This window comes from Devosia sp. (assembly GCF_036676215.1).
In the GTDB taxonomy this organism is placed as follows: Bacteria; Pseudomonadota; Alphaproteobacteria; order Rhizobiales; family Devosiaceae; genus Devosia.
In genome coordinates this window covers 43,603-66,091 of record NZ_JAKFDJ010000018.1, presented here as the reverse complement: position 1 = coordinate 66,091, position 22,489 = coordinate 43,603, and the positions used below count along the sequence as shown (strand labels likewise).

General features: G+C 63.0%; 19 protein-coding genes, 1 tRNA gene and 1 riboswitch. Of the genes, 12 read left to right on the top strand and 8 right to left on the bottom strand.

Annotated elements, in window-relative coordinates; all coding sequences use genetic code 11:
- The first annotated feature begins 104 nt into the window (after positions 1–104).
- The 6 genes from V6M52_RS01580 to V6M52_RS01555 all read left to right on the top strand — a co-directional run bounded on the left by V6M52_RS01580 (position 105) and on the right by V6M52_RS01555 (position 7,109).
- Positions 105–1,310 carry an aspartate aminotransferase family protein gene (locus V6M52_RS01580; RefSeq protein ID WP_332688383.1) on the top strand — a complete coding sequence of 402 codons (1,206 nt, stop codon included), beginning with the start codon at positions 105–107 and terminating at the stop codon, positions 1,308–1,310.
- Positions 1,311–1,431: 121 nt separating this feature from the next.
- Positions 1,432–2,364 carry an ornithine carbamoyltransferase gene (gene argF / locus V6M52_RS01575; RefSeq protein WP_332698729.1) on the top strand — a complete coding sequence of 311 codons (933 nt, stop codon included), beginning with the start codon at positions 1,432–1,434 and terminating at the stop codon, positions 2,362–2,364.
- A gap of 235 nt (positions 2,365–2,599) precedes the next feature.
- Positions 2,600–3,622: an Hsp33 family molecular chaperone gene (locus V6M52_RS01570; RefSeq protein ID WP_442881799.1), complete on the top strand. Its 1,023-nt coding sequence runs from the start codon at positions 2,600–2,602 to the stop codon at positions 3,620–3,622.
- 147 nt (positions 3,623–3,769) lie between these two features.
- Positions 3,770–4,489 (top strand): autoinducer binding domain-containing protein, encoded by a 720-nt coding sequence (locus V6M52_RS01565; protein ID WP_332688389.1) that lies wholly within the window; start codon positions 3,770–3,772, stop codon positions 4,487–4,489.
- 133 nt (positions 4,490–4,622) lie between these two features.
- Positions 4,623–5,279, top strand: coding sequence for an acyl-homoserine-lactone synthase (locus V6M52_RS01560; protein ID WP_332698726.1), 657 nt, complete (start codon positions 4,623–4,625; stop codon positions 5,277–5,279).
- Positions 5,280–5,294: 15 nt separating this feature from the next.
- The gene (locus V6M52_RS01555) at positions 5,295–7,109 is read left to right on the top strand and encodes a glycosyltransferase family 2 protein (protein ID WP_332688393.1); all 1,815 of its coding nucleotides are present in this window, start codon (positions 5,295–5,297) and stop codon (positions 7,107–7,109) included.
- Positions 7,110–7,118: 9 nt separating this feature from the next.
- Here the strand turns inward: V6M52_RS01555 and V6M52_RS01550 are convergent, their stop codons facing one another.
- Positions 7,119–8,741 carry an ABC-F family ATP-binding cassette domain-containing protein gene (locus V6M52_RS01550; protein WP_332688395.1) on the bottom strand — a complete coding sequence of 541 codons (1,623 nt, stop codon included), beginning with the start codon at positions 8,739–8,741 and terminating at the stop codon, positions 7,119–7,121.
- Positions 8,742–9,132: 391 nt separating this feature from the next.
- On the opposite strand from V6M52_RS01550, the gene ytfQ reads away from it, so the two are divergent.
- The 5 genes from ytfQ to V6M52_RS01525 all read left to right on the top strand — a co-directional run bounded on the left by ytfQ (position 9,133) and on the right by V6M52_RS01525 (position 14,435).
- Complete coding sequence (gene ytfQ, locus V6M52_RS01545; RefSeq protein ID WP_332688397.1) at positions 9,133–10,107, top strand: galactofuranose ABC transporter, galactofuranose-binding protein YtfQ; 975 nt, start codon at positions 9,133–9,135, stop codon at positions 10,105–10,107.
- A 93-nt stretch (positions 10,108–10,200) separates the two neighbouring features.
- Complete coding sequence (locus V6M52_RS01540) at positions 10,201–11,718, top strand: sugar ABC transporter ATP-binding protein (protein ID WP_332698723.1); 1,518 nt, start codon at positions 10,201–10,203, stop codon at positions 11,716–11,718.
- Complete coding sequence (locus V6M52_RS01535; protein ID WP_332694171.1) at positions 11,715–12,719, top strand: ABC transporter permease; 1,005 nt, start codon at positions 11,715–11,717, stop codon at positions 12,717–12,719. The genes V6M52_RS01540 and V6M52_RS01535 overlap by 4 nt, the downstream gene beginning before the upstream one ends.
- Positions 12,716–13,693 (top strand): galactofuranose ABC transporter, permease protein YjfF, encoded by a 978-nt coding sequence (gene yjfF / locus V6M52_RS01530; protein WP_332694168.1) that lies wholly within the window; start codon positions 12,716–12,718, stop codon positions 13,691–13,693. Before V6M52_RS01535 ends, yjfF begins: the two co-directional genes overlap by 4 nt.
- A gap of 1 nt (position 13,694) precedes the next feature.
- A complete protein-coding gene (locus V6M52_RS01525) occupies positions 13,695–14,435 on the top strand; it encodes a FadR/GntR family transcriptional regulator (RefSeq protein WP_332698721.1) in 741 nt (246 codons plus the stop codon).
- 4 nt (positions 14,436–14,439) lie between these two features.
- Here V6M52_RS01525 and V6M52_RS01520 read toward each other — a convergent pair whose 3' ends face one another.
- The 3 genes from V6M52_RS01520 to V6M52_RS01510 all read right to left on the bottom strand — a co-directional run bounded on the left by V6M52_RS01520 (position 14,440) and on the right by V6M52_RS01510 (position 17,204).
- Positions 14,440–15,360, bottom strand: coding sequence for an EAL domain-containing protein (locus tag V6M52_RS01520; protein WP_332698718.1), 921 nt, complete (start codon positions 15,358–15,360; stop codon positions 14,440–14,442).
- Entirely contained in the window at positions 15,357–16,103 is a 747-nt protein-coding gene (locus tag V6M52_RS19935; RefSeq protein ID WP_442881798.1) for a helix-turn-helix domain-containing protein, read from the bottom strand. The genes V6M52_RS01520 and V6M52_RS19935 overlap by 4 nt, the downstream gene beginning before the upstream one ends.
- Before the next feature lie 117 nt (positions 16,104–16,220).
- The gene (locus tag V6M52_RS01510; RefSeq protein WP_332694177.1) at positions 16,221–17,204 is read right to left on the bottom strand and encodes a helix-turn-helix transcriptional regulator; all 984 of its coding nucleotides are present in this window, start codon (positions 17,202–17,204) and stop codon (positions 16,221–16,223) included.
- Between the two features lie 215 nt (positions 17,205–17,419).
- Here V6M52_RS01510 and V6M52_RS01505 point away from each other — a divergent pair, with 215 nt between their 5' ends.
- Positions 17,420–18,298: a hypothetical protein gene (locus V6M52_RS01505; protein ID WP_332694162.1), complete on the top strand. Its 879-nt coding sequence runs from the start codon at positions 17,420–17,422 to the stop codon at positions 18,296–18,298.
- On the opposite strand, the gene V6M52_RS01500 is transcribed toward V6M52_RS01505, so the two are convergent.
- From V6M52_RS01500 to V6M52_RS01485, 4 genes are all read right to left on the bottom strand, one after another.
- Positions 18,293–19,564 (bottom strand): MFS transporter, encoded by a 1,272-nt coding sequence (locus tag V6M52_RS01500; protein ID WP_332698716.1) that lies wholly within the window; start codon positions 19,562–19,564, stop codon positions 18,293–18,295. The two genes, V6M52_RS01505 and V6M52_RS01500, sit on opposite strands and share 6 nt — an antisense overlap.
- Before the next feature lie 76 nt (positions 19,565–19,640).
- Positions 19,641–19,714, bottom strand: a tRNA-Gly gene (locus tag V6M52_RS01495).
- A 123-nt stretch (positions 19,715–19,837) separates the two neighbouring features.
- Positions 19,838–21,022, bottom strand: a complete 1,185-nt coding sequence (locus V6M52_RS01490) for an aminotransferase class I/II-fold pyridoxal phosphate-dependent enzyme (protein ID WP_332698714.1) — start codon at positions 21,020–21,022, stop codon at positions 19,838–19,840.
- A gap of 181 nt (positions 21,023–21,203) precedes the next feature.
- A complete protein-coding gene (locus V6M52_RS01485; protein ID WP_332698710.1) occupies positions 21,204–22,316 on the bottom strand; it encodes a 2'-deoxycytidine 5'-triphosphate deaminase in 1,113 nt (370 codons plus the stop codon).
- A 74-nt stretch (positions 22,317–22,390) separates the two neighbouring features.
- Positions 22,391–22,466, top strand: a riboswitch (SAM riboswitch).
- Positions 22,467–22,489: the final 23 nt, after the last annotated feature.

Here is a 22,489-nt window from a genome sequence, read left to right as displayed (position 1 = left end):
CTGACGCCGAAACGCGCTGCGTACCGAGCGCGTTTTTGGTTTTTGTGGCGCTATTGTCACGTTTCGCCACGAGCCGCCTTTTCAACCCACCCAAACTGAAGGAAATGACCATGTCTGCGCTATACGGCACCTATGCCCGGTCCGATCTCGCTTTCGAGCGGGGCGAGGGCATGCGCCTGTATGACCAGCACGGCCGAGACTATCTCGATTTCCATTCCGGCATCGCGGTCAACGCGCTGGGTCATGGCGACGCCCATATTGTCAGCGCGCTGAAAAGCGCGGCCGACAAGGTGTGGCACACCTCCAATGTCTTCACCATTCCCGAACAGGAACGGCTGGCCCAGCGCTTGGTCGACGCCACCTTCGCGGACTCGGTTTTCTTCACCAATTCGGGCGCCGAGGCGCTTGAATGCGCCATCAAGACGGCGCGGCATTATTTCTGGGCCAAGGGCGAAGTCGATCGCTACGAGATCATAGCCTTTACCGGCTCCTTCCACGGCCGCACCATGGGCACGATCGCGGCGGGCGGCAATCCGAGCTATCTCGAAGGCTTCGGCCCGCCAATGGCCGGCTTCAAGCACACCGCGCCGGGCGATCTCGAAGCGGTCAAGGCGCTGATCGGGCCGCAGACCTGCGCCATCCTGATCGAGACCGTGCAGGGCGAGGGCGGGGTCACCGCCATGACCTCCGAATTCATGCAGGGCCTGCGCAAGCTGTGCGATGAGCACGGCATGCTGCTGATCCTGGACGAAGTGCAGTGCGGCTATGGCCGGACCGGGCGCTTCTTTGCCTTTGAATGGAGTGGCATCACCCCCGACATCGTCGCGGTGGCCAAGGCCATTGGCGGCGGCTTCCCGCTCGGCGCGTGCCTCGCCAAGGGCGAGGTCGCGGCCTCCATGGTGCCGGGCACGCATGGTTCGACCTATGGCGGCAATCCGCTGGCCTCGGCCGTGGGCAATGCCGTGCTCGATCGCATCCTGGCGCCGGGCTTCATCGATCATGTCAACCAGATGGGCCAGAAACTGGCCTGGCACCTGCAGCAGCTGGCGCAGCGTTATCCCGATTATGTGCTGGAATTGCGCGGCAAGGGCCTGCTCGCCGGCATCAAGATCACCCCGCCGGTGCGCGACTTCGTGGCGCGGCTGCGTGACGATCACCGCATGCTGGCGATCGGGGCAGGGGACAATGTGCTGCGGCTGATCCCGCCGCTGATTGTCACCGAGGCCGAGATCGAAGAGGCGATGGACAAGCTCGCCGCGGCCTTCGACGCCATCGAAGCCGAGACGGCGTCGGTTCCGGCGGTTGGCTGAGATGGGTTTGAGTGTTCGCTATTTTGGTCGGCGACGACGCGGTCTGTTTCCTCCTCCCTGAGGGGGAGGGCGAAAACTCGCATGCACCGAACACTCATAGCGTCACAAAGGAACCCGGCCCATGACCTCGACCGGCACCCCACGGCATTTTCTTTCCATAGACGATTTCACCTATCCTGAACTGCGCGGCATGCTCGATGCCGGCACATCGCTCAAGGCGCGCCTCAAAGACGGGGACCGCCCGCAGCCGCTCAAGGACAAAGTCCTGGCCATGATCTTCGAGCGCCAGTCGACCCGTACCCGCGTCAGCTTCGACGTCGGCATGCGTCAACTGGGCGGCGAGACCATCATGCTCTCCGGCCAGGAAATGCAGCTCAGCCGGGAGGAGACCCTGGCCGACACAGCGCGGGTGCTCAGCCGCTATGTGGACGCCATCATGATCCGCATCCTCAGCCATGCCGATCTGCTCGATCTCGCCGAGGCAGCCACCGTCCCGGTGATCAACGGGCTGACCCGGCGCGCGCATCCCTGCCAGATCATGGCCGATCTGATGACCTTCGAGGAGCACCGCGGCAACATCAAGGGCGCCAAGGTCGCCTGGGTCGGCGACAGCAATAATGTGCTGCATTCCTGGGTCAACGCGGCTGAACTGTTCGAGTGCCACCTGACCATCGCGACGCCTGAGGAATATAGCCCCGAAAAGGACCTGATGGACGATATTCGCCGCGCCGGCGACTATGTGAAGCTCATCGAGGATCCGCGCGAGGCAGTCGAGGGCGCAGACCTCGTCATCACCGACACCTGGGTGTCGATGGGCGACGTCGACATTGCCGAGCGCCGCCGGGTCTTGAAACCCTACCAGGTCAACACCAATTTGATGGCCTTGGCGGACAAGAACGCCTTGTTCATGCATGACCTGCCCGCCCATCGTGGCGATGAGGTGACCGACGAGGTGATCGACGGCCCCCAATCGGTTGTGTGGGACGAGGCAGAAAACCGCCTCCACGCCCAAAAAGCCATCCTGTGCTGGGCCTTCGGGGTCGACGTCAACTAAACTGCTTCGATCTTCTGGCCGGGGACGGCCTGCAATTGGCGGTCGTCTCCGCTTCCGGTGCTCACGTACTCATGTACGCTGCGCCCCGGTTCTGGAAAGCCACAATTTTCGGCTCGTCCCAACCAGAAGCTCATCGCAGTTTGGTGCTCGCCCCGGCAATGGCTGCCTCAAACTCTTGCCGGGTTTGGGCTCTAGTACCATTGTGGCCAAGCCAACCTGAAAGCCACGTGACTCAATGACGACGGATACGACGACCATGACCGAGAACCTGATGAGCGCCTTCGGGCTCGACCGGCCGGAAAGCGGCGACGATTCCGTCGTGCCGTTCACCCTCGAAAAGCTGGATACCCGTGGCCGCAGCGTTCGCCTGGGCGAAGCGCTGGACACGATCCTGACCCGTCACAACTATCCCGCGCCGGTCGCGCGGCTGCTGGGCGAGGCGGTGGTGCTGGCCGCCCTGATCGGCTCCTCCCTCAAATTCGAGGGGCGCTTCATCATGCAGACCCAGACCGATGGTCCGGTGAACCTGCTGGTGGTCGATTTCGACGCACCGGACGGGCTGCGCGGCTATGCGCGCTTCGACCATGACGCGCTGGTCAGGGCGGCCGAGGACGGCCGGACCCGGCCGGGCGAACTGCTGGGCAAGGGGCATCTGGCCATGACCATCGACCAGGGGCCGCATACCGAACGCTACCAGGGCATCGTGGCGCTGGACGGCCATTCGCTGGAAGAGGTGGCCCATACCTATTTCATGCAGTCCGAGCAGATCCCCACCCAGGTGCGCATGGCCGTGGCCGAGTTTACCCGGAAAGGCGATCACCGTCCGCACTGGCGTGCGGGGGGCGTGCTGATACAGCACCTGCCCGACCACGGCATGTCGCACATGCGCGACCTGCCCGGCGATGGCAATTTCGACAATCCGGAGACGGCGGACCCCGATTTCGAGGAGGCCGATGGCTGGAACGAGGCGCGCTCGCTGATGTCCACCATCGATGACCTGGAACTGGCCGACCCTGATCTCAGTTCGGAACGGCTGTTGTTCCGGCTCTATCACGAGACGGGCGTGCGCGTGTTTACCCCCCTGCCCATGGTGGAGCGCTGCTCCTGCTCGGCCGAACGTATCGAGGACATGCTCGCCACCAGCTTCACCCCCGAGGACCGCCATGAAATGGCGGTGGACGGCGAAATCGAAGTGGTCTGCGAGTTCTGCTCGACCGCCTATCACTTCAATCCGCACCAGTTCGACCCAAAGCACTGAGTGCTTTCGTAAACCGACTGACCAAAAACGGCCGCCTCGCAGGTGGCCGTTTTTGCATATGCGAGCGGTCTGGCAAGGTCCGCATTGCATAAAGAAACAAACCTGATCAAAAGTGGTATATTAAGAATCTGCGCCGGGGGGATGTAGATGAACGCCGACCTTATGACGACAATCGCGGCACTTCAGCAGCAGCACGCCAGCGCTGGTATCCTCGATATCATGTACAAGGCCATCGGTAATTACGGCTTCGAGCGCTTCATCGTCTCGGGGCTGCCGGATCGTGGCATGGATGTACGACCCTTCGTGCTGCTCTCTGGTTGGTCGGACGAGTGGTATGAGCGCTATACCGGTCTGGGCTATGTGCATCTGGACCCCGTCGCGCGGCACTGTTTCTCAACCACCCTGCCTTTTGACTGGTCCGAGGCTCCCTATGATCGTGAGGCCGACCTGCCGGCACGCCGGGTGATGGACGAGGCGCGCGATTTCGGCATGTCCGACGGCTTCTGCGTGCCCATTCATATGGAAGGGGGCATGCAGGGCGTTGTATCCTTGGTGGGGGACTCCGCGCAGATCGACGACAAGGCCCGGCTGGAACTGCATATGCTGGCGCTCTATGCACATGGGCAACTGCGCTTTCTCAACAGCCGCCCCAGCGACCGCTCGACCAAGCGCGCCATCACCAACCGCGAGGGCGAGGTGCTCAAATGGGTGGCGGCGGGCAAGACCGCTTCGGAGATCGCCGACATCACCGGGCTTAGCCAGCGCACGGTCAACCAGCACTGCGAGAACGCGCAGAAACGGCTGGGCACCAACAACCGCGTCCATACGGTCGTCGAGGCAATCCGGCACAAGCTGATCACGCTTTAGGCGCTACCGGCACTGGTTCTGTTCATCTCCCCCCGAGGGAAAGGTGAGGCATTTATTGTGATTTTTACCAATATCGCCCCGCCTGAGGGACGTGCCTTATTGCGCTGCGTCATAAGCGGCTGGGGGGGCAGCGATGAAGGTGCACATCGTCCGCGCGCCTGTCGAGCGCTCTTCTATTGACCTGCTGGAGCGTAACTACCGGCTGAGACACACTATTTTCGTTGACATGCAAGGGTGGGAGGCGATCCGTCGCCCCGATCAGCGCGATGTCGATGACTTCGATACGGACGACGCGACTCACCTGCTGCTCACCGATGGCGATGAGCTGGTTGGCGGATCCCGCTTCACCCCGCTCGATAAACCGAACTTGCTGCAGACAGTCTTTTCCGGACTCGTGCAAGGAAATCTCCCCGCCTCTCCCTCACATGGGGCCGATTGGACTCGCTTCTATGTGCGACCCGATCGTCGTGAGGGCCGGCGGCGCGCACCGGAGTCTGCAGCCCTTTTCTGCGCGGTGATGGAATATGCCCTTTTGGAGGGCTACGCCTTCATCACTTTCGTCTCCACCATCTACATGCTGGAGCATGGCGTTAGCGTGGGCTGGCGCATTACCCCGCTCGGTGCGCCGGCCATCATCGATGGCAAGCCTACCGTGGCGGCCTGGATCGAGGTCAGCGAGCAGGCGCTGGCCAATGTTCGCCGCATCACCGGGCAACCTGCGCAGGGACTGCTTGACTACGCACCGTCCGGCCGCCCAGGGTCGGACATACTCGTTTTGCCCCGGTACTGAACCCGGCGCGCCTTGATGTCGGATGCCCTGGACCTGATCAAGGCAATACTGGCCAAGGATGATCCGGACGGGGCCGTTGCGCGAGCCGTGCTCGAGAGCGCGCTCGAACGCGAAGTGGACGTCCTGGTCTATTGCGCCACGGCGCTGGGCATAGACCCCACCACCATCATGAAACGCGCGGCCCGCTGGGCGGGCTACGGCTTTTTCGACCGCGTGCCCCGCGGGTTGATGGGGAGCGCCGAACCCACGCGACTGGAGGCGCTGGCCGAAATCCGCCTGTTCCGTGTGCGGCTGCTGGACCGGGAAGTAGCCTTCGCCGCCCCGGACTTTGTCGGCCTGATCCGCCTCAAGCACCGGCTGGCCACGACGCCGCGGCTCAGTCATCTGCTCTGTCTTGTGCCAGAGCAGGCCCTGCGCGATCATCTTACCGCCGTCGCCGCGCCGGCGCTTATCGATGCGGCGCGGCAGAACCTGGCGCGTCGCTGGCCCTATGCCTCGGCGCAACTGGAACTGACCGCGCTGGCACGTTGGGGCTTTGCCGTCGGGCTGGTGCTGCTGCTGTGCCTGGTGCTGATCGCGCCGCACTTCGCCCAAGTGCTGTTGTTGCCCGTGGTCCTGATCATTCTGGTCGTGCCCGCCGCGCTCAGGCTTGCCGCGGTCCTTGAACCGCTTCCGCCCGAGCCCCTGCTCAGGCGGCCACCCAATGAGGAACTGCCGGTCTATTCGGTGCTTATCCCGCTGCGCAACGAAGCCGCCATGGTGCCGCAGCTGTTTGCCGCGATGGAAGCCCTCGACTATCCGGCTGAACGACTGGACATCAAGTTCGTGGTCGAGGCCCGTTCGGAACGCACGATTGCGGCGGTCGAGGAGCGTCTGGGGGACCCACGTTTCTCACTGGTGCCGGTGCCCGACGCGCTGCCGCATACCAAGCCCAAGGCGCTCGATTTTGCCCTGCCACTCTGCTGGGGGCAGCACGTCGTGGTGTTCGATGCCGAGGATATTCCCGATAGCGATCAGCTCTGGAAGGCCGCTGCGCGCTTCCGGGATGCGCCCGATATCGTCTGCCTGCAGGCGCATCTGGTAATTGACAATGGCAAGCAGAACTGGCTGACGGCGCTGTTTGCCGGCGAGTATGCGGGCCTGTTCTGCGTCTTGCTGCCGGCGCTGGCGCGCTGGCGCCTGCCCATGCCTTTGGGCGGCACCTCCAACCACTTCCGTCTGCGCGCCTTGCGCGAACTGGGCGGCTGGGACGCCTTCAATGTCACCGAGGACGCCGATCTGGGTATCAGGCTGGCGCGCCGGCACTTGCGGGTGGCGGTATTGACGTCGCAAACCCGCGAGGCCGCGCCGACCTGGCTGCTGCCATGGCTCGGGCAGCGGACGCGCTGGATGAAAGGCTGGATGCAGACATTCATCGTGCACAATCGCAATCCGGGCCGGTTGCTACAGGAAATGGGCCTGCCGGCCTTTCTGGCCTTCGAGGTGCTGGTGCTCGGCATGATCGTGGCACCCATCCTGCACTGCGCCTTCCTGCTGTCAGTGCTGGTGCGCGCGCTGCTGGGCGCAGGGCTTGTCGATGGCTCGGTGGGCACGATGTTCTACCTGGCCGTGCTCGCGCTGGGCTATGGCAGCTCCCTGGCCATGACCGCGCTCGGCCTCGGGCGGCTGCGCATGCTCGACCTGGCGCCCCATCAGCTCTGGTTACCCGTCTACTGGCTGCTCATCGGCTTTGCCACCATAAGGGCGGTGCGCGAACTCGTGCTGCGCCCGTTCTACTGGTTCAAGTCTCCGCACCAGCCACTGCCAGCGCGTCGGCGGGCGGGCGCATAACCTGACCGGTCAGCTGCGCAGTCCCGGCGCCTCCTGGCCCGTGCTCTGAACATACTCAGTATAGCCGCCGCCATAGGTGCGCACGCCTTCCGGGGTCAATTCCAGCACGCGATTGGACAGCGCGGCGAGGAAATGGCGGTCATGGCTGACGAACAGCATGGTGCCCTCATATTGCGCCAGGGCAGTGATCAGCATTTCCTTGGTGGCGATATCGAGATGGTTGGTGGGCTCGTCGAGCACGAGGAAATTCGGCGGATCGAACAGCATCATCGCCATCACCAGACGTGCCTTCTCGCCACCTGAGAGGACGCGGCACTTCTTCTCGATCTCGTCGCCGGAAAAGCCGAAGGCGCCGGCCAGCGCGCGGAGCGGCGCCTGTCCGGCCTGGGGGAACGAGCTTTCCAGTTGCTGGAACACTGTCAGGTCGCCATCGAGCACATCCATGGCGTGCTGGGCGAAATAGGCCATCTTGACAGAGGGACCGCGTGACACCGTGCCGGTGTCGGGATCGGCCGTGCCGGTCACCAGCTTGAGCAGGGTAGACTTGCCGGCGCCGTTGACGCCCATGATGCACCAGCGTTCCTTGCGGCGCACATGGAAGTCCAGCCCGTCATAGATGGAACGGCTGCCATAGCTCTTGCTGACGCCCTTGAGCAGGGCGACGTCCTCGCCCGAGCGCGGGGCAGGGCGGAATTCGAAATCGACGGTCTGGCGCCGCTTGGGGGGCTCGACCCGGTCGATCTTGTCGAGCTTCTTGACCCGGCTCTGCACCTGGGCGGCATGGCTGGCGCGGGCCTTGAAGCGGGCGATGAAGTCCAGCTCCTTGGCCAGCATGGCTTGCTGCCGCTCGAATTGCGCCTGCTGGTTCTTCTCGCCGATGGCACGCTGCTGCTGATAGAATTCGTAATTGCCGCTGTAGCTGGTCAGCGCTCCCGCATCGATCTCGACGATCTTGGTGCAGATGCGGTTCATGAATTCGCGGTCGTGCGAGGTCATGAACAGGGCGCCGGAATAATTCTGCAGGAATGCTTCCAGCCAGATCAGGCTTTCAAGATCGAGATGGTTGCTCGGCTCGTCGAGCAGCAGCGCATCGGGGCGCATGAGCAGGATGCGGGCCAAGGCCACGCGCATCTTCCAGCCGCCCGAGAGGGCGCCGACATCGCCGTCCATCATCTCCTGAGAAAAGCCTAGACCGTCCAAAACTTCGCGAGCGCGGCCATCGAGCGAATAGCCGTCCAGTTCCTCGAACTGATGCTGCACCTCGCCATAGCGCTCGATGATGGCATCCATTGCGTCGGCTTTATCCGGGTCGCCCATATCGGCTTCGAGCGCGCGCATTTCGGTGACCAGCGCGCTGACCGGGCCGGCTCCATCCATGACTTCGGCCACGACGCTGCGGCCGGTCATCTCACCGACATCCTGGCTGAAGTAACCGATGGTGGTGCCGCGATCGACCGAGACCTGGCCCTCATCGGGCTGCTCTTCGCCGGTGATCATGCGGAACAGGGTGGTCTTGCCGGCGCCATTGGGGCCGACGAGGCCGATCTTCTCGCCCTTCAGCAGCGTCGCTGATGCGTCGATGAAGACAATCTGCTTGCCGTTTTGCTTGCCGATGCTTTCGAGACGTATCATGCGCTGCGCGATCCTGCGGACTGTGCCGAGCGGGAGCCACGGCGAACGCGTCCGTAAAGCACTGGCCGCCCGCCAGCGCAAGCTCCGCCGATGTCACAGGACCTATGCGGTCAGACGACTTGGGGATCCGGCGCCCATTCGCAGCATGGCCATCTGTGCCGGATGGGCGATTGGCCGCGGGACCGGGAAACGGGTCAGCACTGAATTGGGCAATCGTAGGCAGCTATGAGCCAGCATGGCTCGAAAAGGCCGGATTTCTGCAGGTTTGGCCGCCCTTTCAGCGTGCCGCTTTTAGTCATACTTTTCCCTATTTACATATAATAGTACTTTATATAGCGTCCTCTCATCGTCGCAGGTGAACACGCCGCGACGGCCACATTGGGAGGACATCGTGACCATCATTTCCAAGCTCGCCATCGCGGCGAGCCTCGCTACTGCTTTGACCTCGGTCAGCATCGCCCAGGAGAACCTCAAGGGTCTCACCATCGGCTTCAGCCAGATCGGTTCGGAATCCGGTTGGCGCGCCGCCGAGACCTCGGTGACCAAGCAGCAGGCCGAAGCGCTCGGCATCGATCTCAAGTTTGCCGATGCCCAGCAGAAGCAGGAAAACCAGATCAAGGCCATCCGCGGCTTCATTGCCCAGGGCGTTAACGCCATTCTCGTGGCGCCTGTGGTTGCCACCGGCTGGGAAGACGTGCTGACCGAAGCCAAGGAAGCTGAAATTCCGGTGGTTCTGCTCGATCGCGGCGTCGATGCGCCGGAAGATCTCTATCTGACTTCAGTGGCCTCCGATCAGGTCAAGGAAGGCCGCGTTGCCGGCGAGTGGCTGGTTGCCGAAATCGGCGATGCCGACTGCAAGATCGTCGAACTGCAGGGCACGGTTGGCTCCACCCCCGCCATCAACCGCAAGCAGGGTTTCGAGGAAGCCATTGCCGGCCACGCCAACCTCACCATCGCCCGCAGCCAGACTGGCGACTTCACCCGCGCCAAGGGCAAGGAAGTCATGGAAGGCTTTATCAAGGCTGAAAACGGCGGCGCCGACATCTGCGCGGTCTACGCCCACAATGACGACATGGCCGTTGGCGCCATCCAGGCCATCAAGGATGCCGGCCTCAAGCCCGGCACCGACATCAAGGTGGTCTCGATCGACGCCGTGCCGGACATCTTTGCCGCCATGGTAACCGGCGAAGCCAATGCCACGGTGGAACTGACCCCCAACATGGCCGGCCCCGCCTTTGAAGCCCTCTCGGCCTACCTGGCCGACGGCACCGAACCCGAGAAGTTCATCATCACCGAATCCAAGCTCTATACGCCTGCGGACAACCCGCAGGGTGAGTATGACACCCGCAAGGGTCTGGGCTACTAATCGGATAGCAATGATGGTTCCGCCGGTGCGCCGGCGGAACCGATCTATCGCGACAATGCCGGAACGGCGGCGCGAGCACTGGGGGAGACTTGCATGGCCGACGGCCAATACGTGCTCGAAGCGCGCAGCGTCACAAAGATCTTCGGCAACCATGTCGCGCTCGACAAGGTCGATTTCGGGCTCAAGGCCGGCGAGGTCCATGCGCTGCTCGGTGAGAATGGTGCGGGCAAATCCACCCTCATCAAGATCCTGACCGGCGCCTATCAGCCCGATGGCGGCAGCATTCATGTCGACGACGCTGCCGTGTCGCTCGACAATCCCCTGCATGCCCAGACCTTTGGCATCGGCACGGTCTATCAGGAGGTCAATCTCCTGCCCAACCGCTCGGTGGCCGAGAACCTGTTCCTGGGACACCAGCCCCTGCGCTTCGGCTTTGTCGACTTTCGCAAGATGGAGGCCGATGCCCGCGTGCTGCTGGCCAATTACGATCTGCACATCGATCCGGCGAGCGAGCTGGGCACCCATTCTGTGGCGGTGCAGCAGATCGTCGCCATTGCCCGGGCCGTGCAACTCTCGGGCAAGGTGCTGATCCTCGACGAACCCACGGCGAGCCTTGATCGCAACGAGGTCGAGCGCCTGTTCGAAGTGGTGCGCGGCCTCAAGGCCAAGGGCCTCGCCATCATCTTCATCACCCATTTTCTCGACCAGGTCTTCGCCATATCCGACCGCGTCACCGTACTGCGCAATGGCCGGCTGATTGATACCCGCCCGCTTGACGCGCTGAGCCGGACGGACGTGGTCCGCCTGATGCTGGGCAAGGACATCGCCTTTTCCGGCGCCACCGATGTCGAGCCGAGCGAGACGCCCGACGAGATACTGCTGGAATTCAAGGGCTTCGGCCGCAGGCGCAGCGTGGCGCCTTTCGATCTCACGATCCACAAGGGCGAAGTCATCGGCGTCGCCGGACTGCTCGGCTCGGGCCGCACCGAAGTGGCGCGCATCATGTTCGGCGCCGACCCGGCCGACCAGGGCACGGTGAGCATAAATGGCAAGCCGACCGCCCTTCGCCGCACCACCGATGCCATCAAGCACGGCTTCGGCTTCTGCCCGGAAGACCGCAAGGCCGAGGGCATTCTGGGCGATCTGTCGGTGCGCGAAAACATCGTCATTGCGCTGCAGGGCAAGCTGGGCTGGTTCAAGGCGCTCAACCGCGACGAACAGCTCGAGATCGCCGGCAAGTTCGGCGAGGCCATGGACATCCGCGCCGCTTCACTCGATATGCCCGTAAAGCTCCTCTCGGGCGGCAACCAGCAGAAGGTCATCCTCTCCCGCTGGCTCGCCACCGATCCGGCCTTCCTCATTCTCGACGAGCCGACGCGCGGCATCGATGTCGGCGCCCATGCTGAAATCGTCCGCACCATCAACCGGCTGCGTGACGACGGCATGGCCATGCTGGTCATCTCCTCCGAACTCGACGAGGTCGTGGCCTATAGCTCCCGCATCGTGGTGATGCGCGACCGCGAAATGGTCGCCGAACTGCGCGGCAAGAACATCAACCCCGGCGTGATCGTCCAGGCGATCGCCAACCACATCGACGAGGCCGTCGCATGAAGCGGCTCCATCTTGAGCGTCTCGCCAATCCGCAATTGCTGGCGCTGGTCGCCGTCCTGCTGATCAACTGGCTGCTGTTTCCCAATTTCTTCCGCATTTCCTGGCAGGATGGGCGCCTGTTCGGCAGTGTCATCGACGTGATCAATCGCGGCGCGCCGGTGGCGATCCTGGCCATCGGTATGACCGGTGTCATCGCCACCAAGGGTGTCGACCTCTCCGTTGGCGCCATCATGGCGGTCTGCGGCGCGGTGGCGGCGACCATGGTCGTGGCGGGCTATCCGACGCCGATTGCCGTGGTGGCGGCGCTGTCCGTCGGCCTGCTTTGCGGCCTCTGGAACGGCTTTCTGGTCGCCGTGCTCGACATCCAGCCCATCGTCGCCACCCTGGTGCTGATGGTGGCCGGACGCGGCATTGCCCAACTGATCACCGAGGGCTCCATCGTCACCTTCAATGACCCGGCATTGATCTTCATCGGCACCGGCTCCTTCCTCGGCTTCCCAATGGCTGCGGTGATTGCCCTGGTGCTCATGATCCTCGTGACGCTGCTGGTGCGGCGCACCGCCATCGGGCTGTTCATCCAGGCCATCGGCGTCAACCGGGCAGCAGCCTCGCTCGCGGGCATCCACAGCCGCATGCTGCTGGTGCTGGTTTATGCGCTGAGCGGCCTTTGCGCCGCCATTGCCGGCATTGTCGTGGCGGCCGATATCCGTGGCGCCGACGCCAACAATTCCGGCCTCTGGCTCGAACTCGACGCCATCCTGGCGGTGGTGATCGGCGGCACGTCGCTGCTGGGCGGCAAGTTCTCGATTCCCCTGGCAGTGGTCGGCGCGCTGATCATCCAGGCCATGAATACCGGCATCCTGGTTTCCGGCTTCCGGCCCGAGTTCAATCTTATCGTCAAGGCCGGCATGATCATCCTGATCCTGATGCTGCAATCGCCGCTGGTCGGCACGGCACTCGGCTTCTTCAAGCGTGACCCCAAGCAGGCGGCCTCCCGATGAAACGCAGTCTTCGCCCGCTTGCGGCCACCGCCGTCATCTTTCTCATCGCCTATGCGCTGAGCGTCGCACAGTTCCCCGGCATGCTGTCGACCCGGGTGCTTGGCAACTTCCTCACCGATAACGCCTTTCTCGGCATCGCCGCAGTGGGCATGACCTTTGTCATTATCTCGGGTGGCATCGACCTGTCGGTCGGAGCGGTCATCGGCTTTACTGGCGTGCTGGTAGCGGTGCTCATCTCCTGGCTGGGTGTCCATCCACTGCTCGCCTTCGTCATTGCACTGGGGGTGGCAGCATTGTTCGGCGCCGCCATGGGGCTGACGATTCATTATCTCCAGGTGCCCAGCTTCATCGTCACCCTCGCCGGCATGTTCCTGGCGCGTGGTGGCGCCTCGGTGATCACCCAGGATTCGGTGCCCATCAACCACGAATTCTACCGCACCATTTCCGAACTCATCATCCGCCTGCCCGGTGGTGGGAGGCTGAGCTCCATTGGCCTGCTGATGGTGGCAGTCTTTCTGCTCGGCGCATTGCTGGCTCACCGCACCCGCTTCGGCTCCTACGTCTATGCCCTGGGCGGCAATCCGGTCTCGGCGCTGCTCATGGGCGTGCCGGTGGCGCGCACCACCGTGCAGATCTATATGCTGTCCAGCGTATTGGCGGCATTGGCGGGAATCGTCTTTTCCCTTTACACCTCGGCCGGCTATCCGCTGGCGGCAGTGGGTGTCGAACTCGATGCCATCAGCGCCGTCGTCATTGGCGGCACGCTGCTGACGGGGGGCTATGGCTTCGTGCTGGGTACCTTTGTCGGCGTCATGCTGCTGGGCCTAGTCCAGACCTACATCATCTTCGATGGCACGCTGTCGAGCTGGTGGACCAAGATCGTGATCGGCGTGCTGCTGTTCTTGTTCATCGTCTTGCAGCGCATCATATTCGCGGCCTCCGCTCCCGGAGATGAGCCGCCCGAGAAAGTGTAGCATGATCGAAGCAGGCAGCCTTATTCGCTCGTTGTCAGGGCGACCCGCTGCACGGAATTTCCATACCTTTGTCATCAACGAAATCGGCCATGCCATTGTCACCGGCAGGTTCCCGGTCGGCTCGATCCTGGCCAGCGACGCCGTCATGATGGAAACCTATGGCGTATCGCGCACGGTGCTGCGCGAGGCGCTCAAGACCCTGGAGGCCAAGGGCCTGGTCGAGGCGCGTCCAAAGGTGGGCACGCGCGTGTCGCCGACCAGCCGCTGGAGCTTCTTTGATCCCCAGGTGCTGTCCTGGCATTTCTACGCCAAGCCCGACCGGCGCTTCTACGAAAGCCTGTTCGACGTGCGCCGCGCGCTGGAGGCGCGGGCCGCCGCGCTCGCAACGCAGCGAAGAACCGCAGAGAATATCCGCGTGATGAAATACTGGCTGCACCAGATGGATTCGGCCGCTGGTGATCTTGAAAACCACGGCATAGCCGCGCTGGAAATTCACCGCACCGTGGCCGAGACCTCGGGCAATGCGCTGCTGCGATCGGTAACCGGCATCGTCGAGTTGACACTGGCCCTGTCGCTGCGGCAATGCACCGGCACCGACGCGACCAATTATCTGCGGCTCTCCTACGAGGCCCTTTCGCGCCTGGTGAAGGCCATCGGCGATGCCAATGCCGAGGCCGCCACGGCAGCGGTAGAGCAAGTCATCGCCCTCGACGAAGCCTGCGTCCTCGCAGCGCTACCATAGGGTTCTAGGCGCCCGGCCGCGGGCTGTTCCCTGCCTGCCCAGCCATGCGCGGCGCTTGAGTTCCGGCCGGCCAAGTTCGGATCCATTCACTCAGAATGCTCGCCGTCTGGGGCGGGGCGTATAGAGGGCCTTGTGCCGAGCCGCACCCGATCTCTCGCAGGAAATCGGCCTGCGCCTCTGTTTCGACGCCTTCGGCAACCAGGTGCAAATCCAGCGTGCGTCCCAGCTCGACAATTGTCCGCGTTACCGCTTCGTTTCGCGTATTGCCGGGAACGTCGCTGAGGAAGGATCTGTCGATCTTGAGCGAACTGACGGGCACCTGCGGCAGATAGGCAAGGCAGGAAAAGCCCGTGCCAAAACCCGTAATCGCCAGCCTGATTCCCCGCTGCCGGAGCCTTTTCAAGACCGAGAAGTTTGCGTGTCCGGGGTGGACAATAGCGCTTTCGGGCAACTGGATGAGAAGCCTTTCGGCGGGAAGGCCGGTCTGGTGCAGCGTGCTGGCAATATGCTGGATGAAGCCTTCATGCCTGAGCTGCAACGGATAGCCGCTTACTGACACTTTGACCCCGGCCAGCGGGCCGGATCGCCACCGCGCCGCCTCGATACATGCCAGGCGCAGCATCTGGTTCCCCAGGGGGACGATCAGGCCGGAAAGCTCGGCCACGCGGATGAATTGGTTGGGCAGCAAGATGCGATGTCGGGGATGTTGCCAGCGCACCAGAGCTTCGACGCCGGCGATCCGCTGGGTCAGCAGGTCTATCTGGGGTTGGAAGACCAAGAAGAACTCCCCTCGGGTCAAACCCGCCCGCATCTCGCCCGCCAGCTTCACCGATTGCGCCGGCGGGCTTGCGGCGGACCAGTCGCCGCGGGTCGCGCCCTTTGCGTCGGCGCGGTGGGCCGCCGTCAAAACGTCTTCAGAGATCATTTCGCCACTTCTCTCGCCCGAACGCCACGACACCTGATTGGCCCGCGCTTACCTGGGTGTTCCTCTGCCAGCAGGCCTGCCCAGTACGATTGCAGCTTGCCGCGCAGCGTCCGCCGTGAAATGCCGAGCATGCCCGCCGCCAGGGCCCGGTTACCCCCGCAATGGCGAAGGGTGGCGAGGATGAGCGCGCGCTCGACGTCCTCGACGGTTCGGCCCACGCTCCGTTCGACGTAGGCGAGTGCGCCCAGCGACGCGTCCTCCACTCGCGCCAGATAGGCGACAACGAAATCCGTCACTCGGTCGCCATCCGAGGTGGTGATCGTATCGATGAGGCGCGTGTCCTGCGTCCGCTGGAATACGAAAGTGCCCTTGACGTCGTCGACCCCGATCGTCACTTCATCGCCAAGATGGATGACGGGTTTGTCCGCATCGAGAAACGTGAGCGGCGGACCTTCCTGGGGAGAAACGGGGTCTGAAAACACCACGCGTAGCTCGGTATAGAGGTCGCGCAGCCACTCCCGGTGCATGGCGGCATGCGATACCAACCGAACGCGGCGTCCGAATACGGGGGGCCGCGCCAGCGCGCCGCCTGGCTCGTCAGCATAGGGCCCGAAAAGGCGCTGGCGCTTGCCATCAGAGCCAGAAAGATCGACAGGCCCGTTGGCACTCTCCTCGACCATTTCATGCTGGTCGGGCCGGCCGTCCAGGCTGCGATTTGCGTCCATATCCTGATCCGTTTCCATCACGCCTCAACACGGTTTGCCAGCGCTGGCTCGGCCAACGAGAGGGGGGGTTGTACAAACGCCGGAGGCAGCGTGTCTTCTCATTGCGTGCAGTCCGCGCCCGAGGGGAGGAGCCGGTCACGCCATGGCGGAATGCGTCGATGCAGGCGCATGCCGGCCTTGTTCCAGCAGGCGCAGTTCGGTGGGCGCCATGCCATAGGTGCTCCCGAAAATCCGATAGAACGTGGCCAGGCTGTCGAACCCGCAGGCAAAGGCGGTCTGGGTGACCGACCAATCCGGATGCGCGAGCAAGAGCCGGCGCGCCTCCTCGATGCGAAAGCTCGCCAGAGCGCGGGCGAATGAAAGCTCGCTGGCCTCGAACAGCACGTAGAGCTGGCGCCGGGAAACGCCGAGCGCCGCTGCAACCATGGCGGGCGACAGGTTCGGCTGGTTCTTCTCCCGCTCCATGATCTGCAATGCCGCCTGCAGCAGAGCGGAGCGGAGCGCGGCCCGGACTTCGGGCATGCCCGGGGCCAGCCGTCCCCTTGCAGCCAGGGCAAGGCGGGCGATGTGGGTGACATCGCGCGCGGGATCGGCAAGCCTGCCTTCCCCAGATGTCAGCGCATTGAACAGCGCCCGCAAGGGACGCATGAACCTGGAGCCGTCCATGAGCTTTGCCGCGAACAGGTCGTGGGTATGCTGACCGAGCGCCAGTTCCTCGCTCAGTGGGATCGTCAGCATGCGACAGTGACAGTCGTTCTCTGTTTCGGGTACGGCAGAATAGGGCAGGTCGGAATGGGCGACTGCCAGGTCGCCATTGAGCACCCTGCCAACGTGATCTCCCGAAGCGTTCAGCAACCCTGGTCCCCTGATCTGGTGGAAGACGACCAGGCTATCGCCGGCGACGCGGGCTATGTCGGACTCCGTGCGCCTGACCACATAGGCCGAGGCCTGCAGTTCCGAGGCAATGGCGTCGCCGATGGCGCTCGCGCTGTAAGAACCATTGAAGCTGCGGCGCCGTTCCCGCGGCAGTTCCAACGTCGCGCCGAACACGAGCTTCGCGCGCTCCTCACGCCAGTGGTCGAAGCGTTGGTCCGGCGCTAAACTGTTGGTAGAAAACATAATGGTCTTCATGTATCGACGCAATTTTAGCTAGTTGTGCACGGGGAATAGAGTTTCCAGTAAGTCTCTGTCGCTATAATGCAGCCTGGAGAAAACGGAGAACAGTCCCATACCATGATTATATTTGGGGGTGTTGATGATTTGGTGCCATTTGTCGGCGCCAGAGTGGCATGCGTCGCCGGAATAGTTGGTCTGCAACAGTGGGTGAGCGGCCCATGGCCCTGACGAGTGCGGAGATTGCCGACAGCCCTTTGATACTGCCGCTGATCCAGCAGCAGTCCTCGACAATGCAGCAGGCTTTTCACGCCAATCCGAGGCTCTCATCCGTTTTCGCCACCCAGCAGCGTTGGCTGCTCGCTCACGCGGCCGTTGCGCTCAGCTTCAGGGAAGGACCGCCGGGCATGCCTTCCCTGACATTGTCGCGATTTCTCGACGAAGTGACGACGCACCAGATCGCCAGCCGCAACACGGCGGACGCCTTCCTCAAGGAAATGCTCCATTACGGCTATGCCATTTCCACGACCAACCCCAGCGACAGGCGATCTCGACCCATCGTTGTCTCTCCCGAGGCGTTGCAGACGTTGCGGGGCTGGGCAATCGCCCATCTCGTCACGCTCGACCGTCTCGATGGCGGCACGCGGCTTGCGGCATTCATGGCCTCTGAGGATGCCTTTGCGCGCCTGCAGACCGGCATTGCCGAGGGCCTGCTGACCAATGCAGCAATCCGCCAGCCGCAGCGCACATTTTCCTTGTTCACCTGGCTTAACAATGGCGGCGTTATCATGGACTGGCTGATCACCAATCTGGGCGAGGTCAGCCCCGATGGCAGCAGATATGCCACCTCGATCAGCTCGATTGCCGAAATATCGGGATGGATAAAACTGTCCCGCACACACCTTGCCCGCAAGCTTCGGGAGGCCGGGGCCATGGGCAGCATGGGATGGACTGACAGGCAGGGCACGATGTGGGTTTCGGCGGGTTTTGTGTGCGAGATGATCGAAGCTCAGGCAGTCAAGCTGGCCGTGATCGATGCTGCATGCGAGCGTTTCCTCACGCCCTCGCCGGACGGCCCGCCTGGCAACAGGATGTCATAGGGCCAGGTGACTGATGGCCGCACGCCTGAAAGAACCCAGTGTCTGGAACAGGCAAAAAGCGGCGACCACGCCCGTCGACAGGGCGACCAGCAGGTAGATGTCCGTCACCGACAGGCCCGCTGCCGGATAGAACAGGATGGCAAGGCCCGCCGCGCACATGGAGAGGCCGCTCAACGTATGACTGATGCCGATGAAGCGCGCCCGCTCCTGGGCCGGCGTCAGCCGTTGAATGGCCGCCGAGAGTGGCACAAGATAAAAGCCCGATCCGGCAGACAGGATGAAGAGGTCGAAGGCTGCGCGGGGCGTGGCCTGCGCACCGGGGACGATGGACATCAGCCAGAAATCGAAGCCGGGCAGCACGATGAGCGGTATCAGGGCCAGCGCCAGCGGGAGAGGCTGAAACCGGCCGACGAGCCGGCTTGCGCACAGGGCCCCGAGCGCCACCCCAGCACTTGATGCCAACAGCATGAACGACACATGATGGGCAGGCTGGCCCGCCTGCGCCACGTAAAGGGGCATGAGCGCGGCCCAAATCGTGCCCTGGAACCAGAACCAGCAACTGCCGATCATGGGCCAGACGATGAGCGGCGTGTCTCTGAGTTTTGCCGCCAATGCGCGGTAATCGGCCAGCAGCGTGGCCGGGCCGAGCGGCAGCGTTGCGTCCTTGGCCGCCTCTCCTTTGATCACAAGGCTCAGTGCGCAGCCGATGCCGGCGAGAACAACGCCGCCGACGATGAGCGCCCGGAAACCCGCAGCATCAAGCACAAGTATATTGCCCAGAACCATTCCAAGCAGGATAGCGAGCGTGTTGCTTGCACTCATCCAGCCATTGCTGGAAATCAGGGCGCCAGGTTTGGAAAGATCGGGCAGGATGGCGTATTTCGCCGGCCCGAGCAGGGCGGCTTGTATCCCGCCCAGCAGCATCGCCACGAGCAGGAGCGCCCCATCGCCCATGCCCAGGGCCGCGGCGCCGAGGGCGAGAACCACGATATCCAGCGCCATCGTGGCCCGCACAACCCGCGCCCTGGCAAATCGATCGGCCATGCGGCCGGCGGGCAGTGACAGGAATATATAGGGCAGCACGATGACAAGCGTGCTTACAGCAATGGTGGCTTCAGGGCCGAGGCCAAAGGCCGCCAGCCCTCGAAACGACACCAGCGTCAACAAAGCCGAACGCAGCATGCTGTGATTGAATGAACTGAGTGCCTGGGCCACTAGCAGCGCCACCAGACTCCGATCGCTTCCTGCCTTCTGTCCTGCCAGCATGACTTACCTGTCCGCCCGATGAACGCGCAGACACACTAGGCGAGAAGCATTGATGATTTATGGCTGGACGGGTCGCTGGAGCGGGTGAAGGGAATCGAACCCTCGTCGTAAGCTTGGGAAGCTTCTGCTCTACCATTGAGCTACACCCGCCTGCGGCTTCTAGATGCGTGAAATCGGCCGGGGCGTCAAGGCGGCTCGGTGACGGCGAGGCATCGAAGCCAGAGCGAATTTCACGACAGCTCAATACGCCTGCCGCCATCGGTTCAAAACCGCCTAATGCAGAACCTCATGGAAAATTGGAAGAGCTGCTTCCACCATTGCATCGGAAGCAGTCAGACTGATGCGGAAGCAGTGGGGCGCTCCGAGGATCGCGCCGGGCATGACGAAGACGTTCCTGTCAGCCAGGTCATTCCAGAGCCGTTCCGGATCTCCGGGCCACCGGCCCCAGAGATAGAACGTGCCCTGTGGGTTGGTAACCTGGCATCCGGAGCCTTGAAGTTCTTGCACAAGGGCGTTCCTTCGCCTGTGCAACGCAGCAAGATCGATACTGAGATCCTCAAGATCGCGGATCGCGTGCTGCATGATCGCGTTGGGAAAACACCAGCCAAGCGCCATTTGGCTCGGAAACATCACCGCCCGCAACTGGTGGCGTTCGGCTGTTGGCATCAATGGCGAAATCGCCAGATATCCGAGCCGTTGCCCAGGCGCGAGCAATACCTTGCCATAGCTATAGTCGATCAAGGTCCACGGGTAGAGTTGTGCGGCGCTGACGAACGGGGCGTTGTCGAAGCGTAGCCTACGGTAAGGCTCATCCGAAAGCAGGTATATACGTCGATTGATCCGCAAGGACTGACGCTCAAGCATCTCCGCTAAAGCTTTGAGCAGTTCGGCGCTGTAGATTCGCCCTGTAGGATTATGCGGTGAATTGATAATAACGAGGCGCGTTCTGGGCGTTACCGCCGCCTCGATTGCCTCGATGTCCAGATCAAAGCTTTCAGCCTTCAGGTCCACCTTCACCGGGACTGCGTCTGCCAGATGCAGCATCGGCTCGTAGCAGAACCATGCGGGCTCAGAATAGATTGCTTCATCGCCGGCATCCAGCAGGACGCGGAAGGCCAGTGAGATGGCAGCAAAGGCGCCCGCCGTTAGTGCGAAATCCTCAGGTTCGAAGGACAGACCGAGCTCCCCGCTCAGCCGCTCTGCAAGGAAAGCCTGCGACTCCGGTTCGCTCGACTTGTAGGCGTACCAATTTTCGTCTTCGGGTTTCGCCGCGCGGGTCAGAGCAGTTACAAGGCCACGCAGAGGCATTTCGTGAGGATTGCCAAAGGTGAAGTCCGCGATGTCGCCGTCCCCGCGGTGCTGGCCGTACCGGGAATTGAAATAAAAGTCGGCGACTGCTGCAAAGGACCTGTCGGCGGCCAATGCGCGCCGCGATATCCTCGAGCCGATCTGCGCCATCGTCCTCTCCCTCGAGGCCATCGGCACTGACCCTACGCCCCTGCCTTAATCTTGCCTAGTCGGTTGAGCCTTGCCAGATCGGCTGCCCACGAGCGGATGTTCGGGCGTGATACGACGGCGCCGCCGCCTGCACAGCAAGCTGCAACGGCCGCTGCTGATGACGACATGCTTCTAGCGTGGTCTAGCCCGCATAGGGCTTGAAGTGCTTGGAGAGCTTGAGGGTCTGTGCCTGATAGTTCGAACCCAGCGCCGAGCCATAAAGCCGGTCGGGCTTTTCGGCCAGCCGCTCATAGATAAGCCGGCCGATGGTCTGGCCGTGGCCGAGCAGGAACGGCACTTCGCGGCTGCGCACTTCCAGCACCGCGCGGCTGCCGGTGCCGCCGGCCGAGGAATGCCCGAAGCCGGGATCGAAGAACCCCGCATAATGGACGCGGAACTCGCCCACCAGCGGATCGAACGGCACCATCTCGGCGGCATGGGTAGGCGGCACATGCACCGCCTCATCACTGACCAGGATGTAGAATTCGTCCGGATCGAGGATCAGTTCCTCGCGGCCACGATTGACCAGCGGGTCCCAGAAATCCAGCACATCGAGGGCGGCTTTCTTGTCGACGTCGACCACCGCTGTGTGGCGGCGGGAGCGGAAGCCGATCAACCCGTTGCGGCCCGCGCCTTTGAGATCGATGGAAAGCGCCACGCCTTCTGCCACCGGTACGTCATTGTCGAACACCAGCGTGTCGCTGGCATGCAGCGCCTGATGTTCGGCCACGGTCAGGCGATTGTCGCCGCAGCGGAAGCGCATCTGTGACAGGCGCGAGCCAGTCCGCACCAGGACGGGGAAGGTGCGCGGGCTGACTTCGAGATAGAGCGGCCCCTTGTAGCCCGTCGGCATCTGGTCGAAGCCACGCGCCCGATCGCCGATGATGCGGGTAAAGACATCGAGGCGGCCCGTCGAACTCTTGGGGTTGGCCGAGGCGCTGACCACGTCCGGCAGGTCGAGGCTTTCCTGCAAGGGCACCAGATAAACGCAGCCGCGTTCGAGCACCGCACCTTTAGTCAGGTCGATCTCGTGCAGCTTCAGTGCCTCGATGCGCTCGGCCACCGAATGGCTGGGCCCGGGCAGAAAGCTCGAGCGCACGCGGAAGGCGACATCGCCCAACCTCAAGTCGAGGCTCGCCGGCTGCACCTGATCGGCCTCGAACGGCCGGCCTGCAAGGATGGAGCCCTGCTTGTGCAGCAGCTCGATCAACCGCGCCGGAAACACGCCCTGCGGCCAGTCCTGTTGCTTGTCCATACTGTTCGCGTTTCCTATCCCTGCTGTTCCCTAGCAACCCCGGCAATTGACGCCAACTGGCAATTGGCTTTAGATCACAACCCAGTGGTGATTTGGCCGGTCGCTTGCAGCCACTTAAAACAAATTGCTAAAGACCGTTTGGGAACCGGCCGCCTATATGCGTGCCGGTTTTT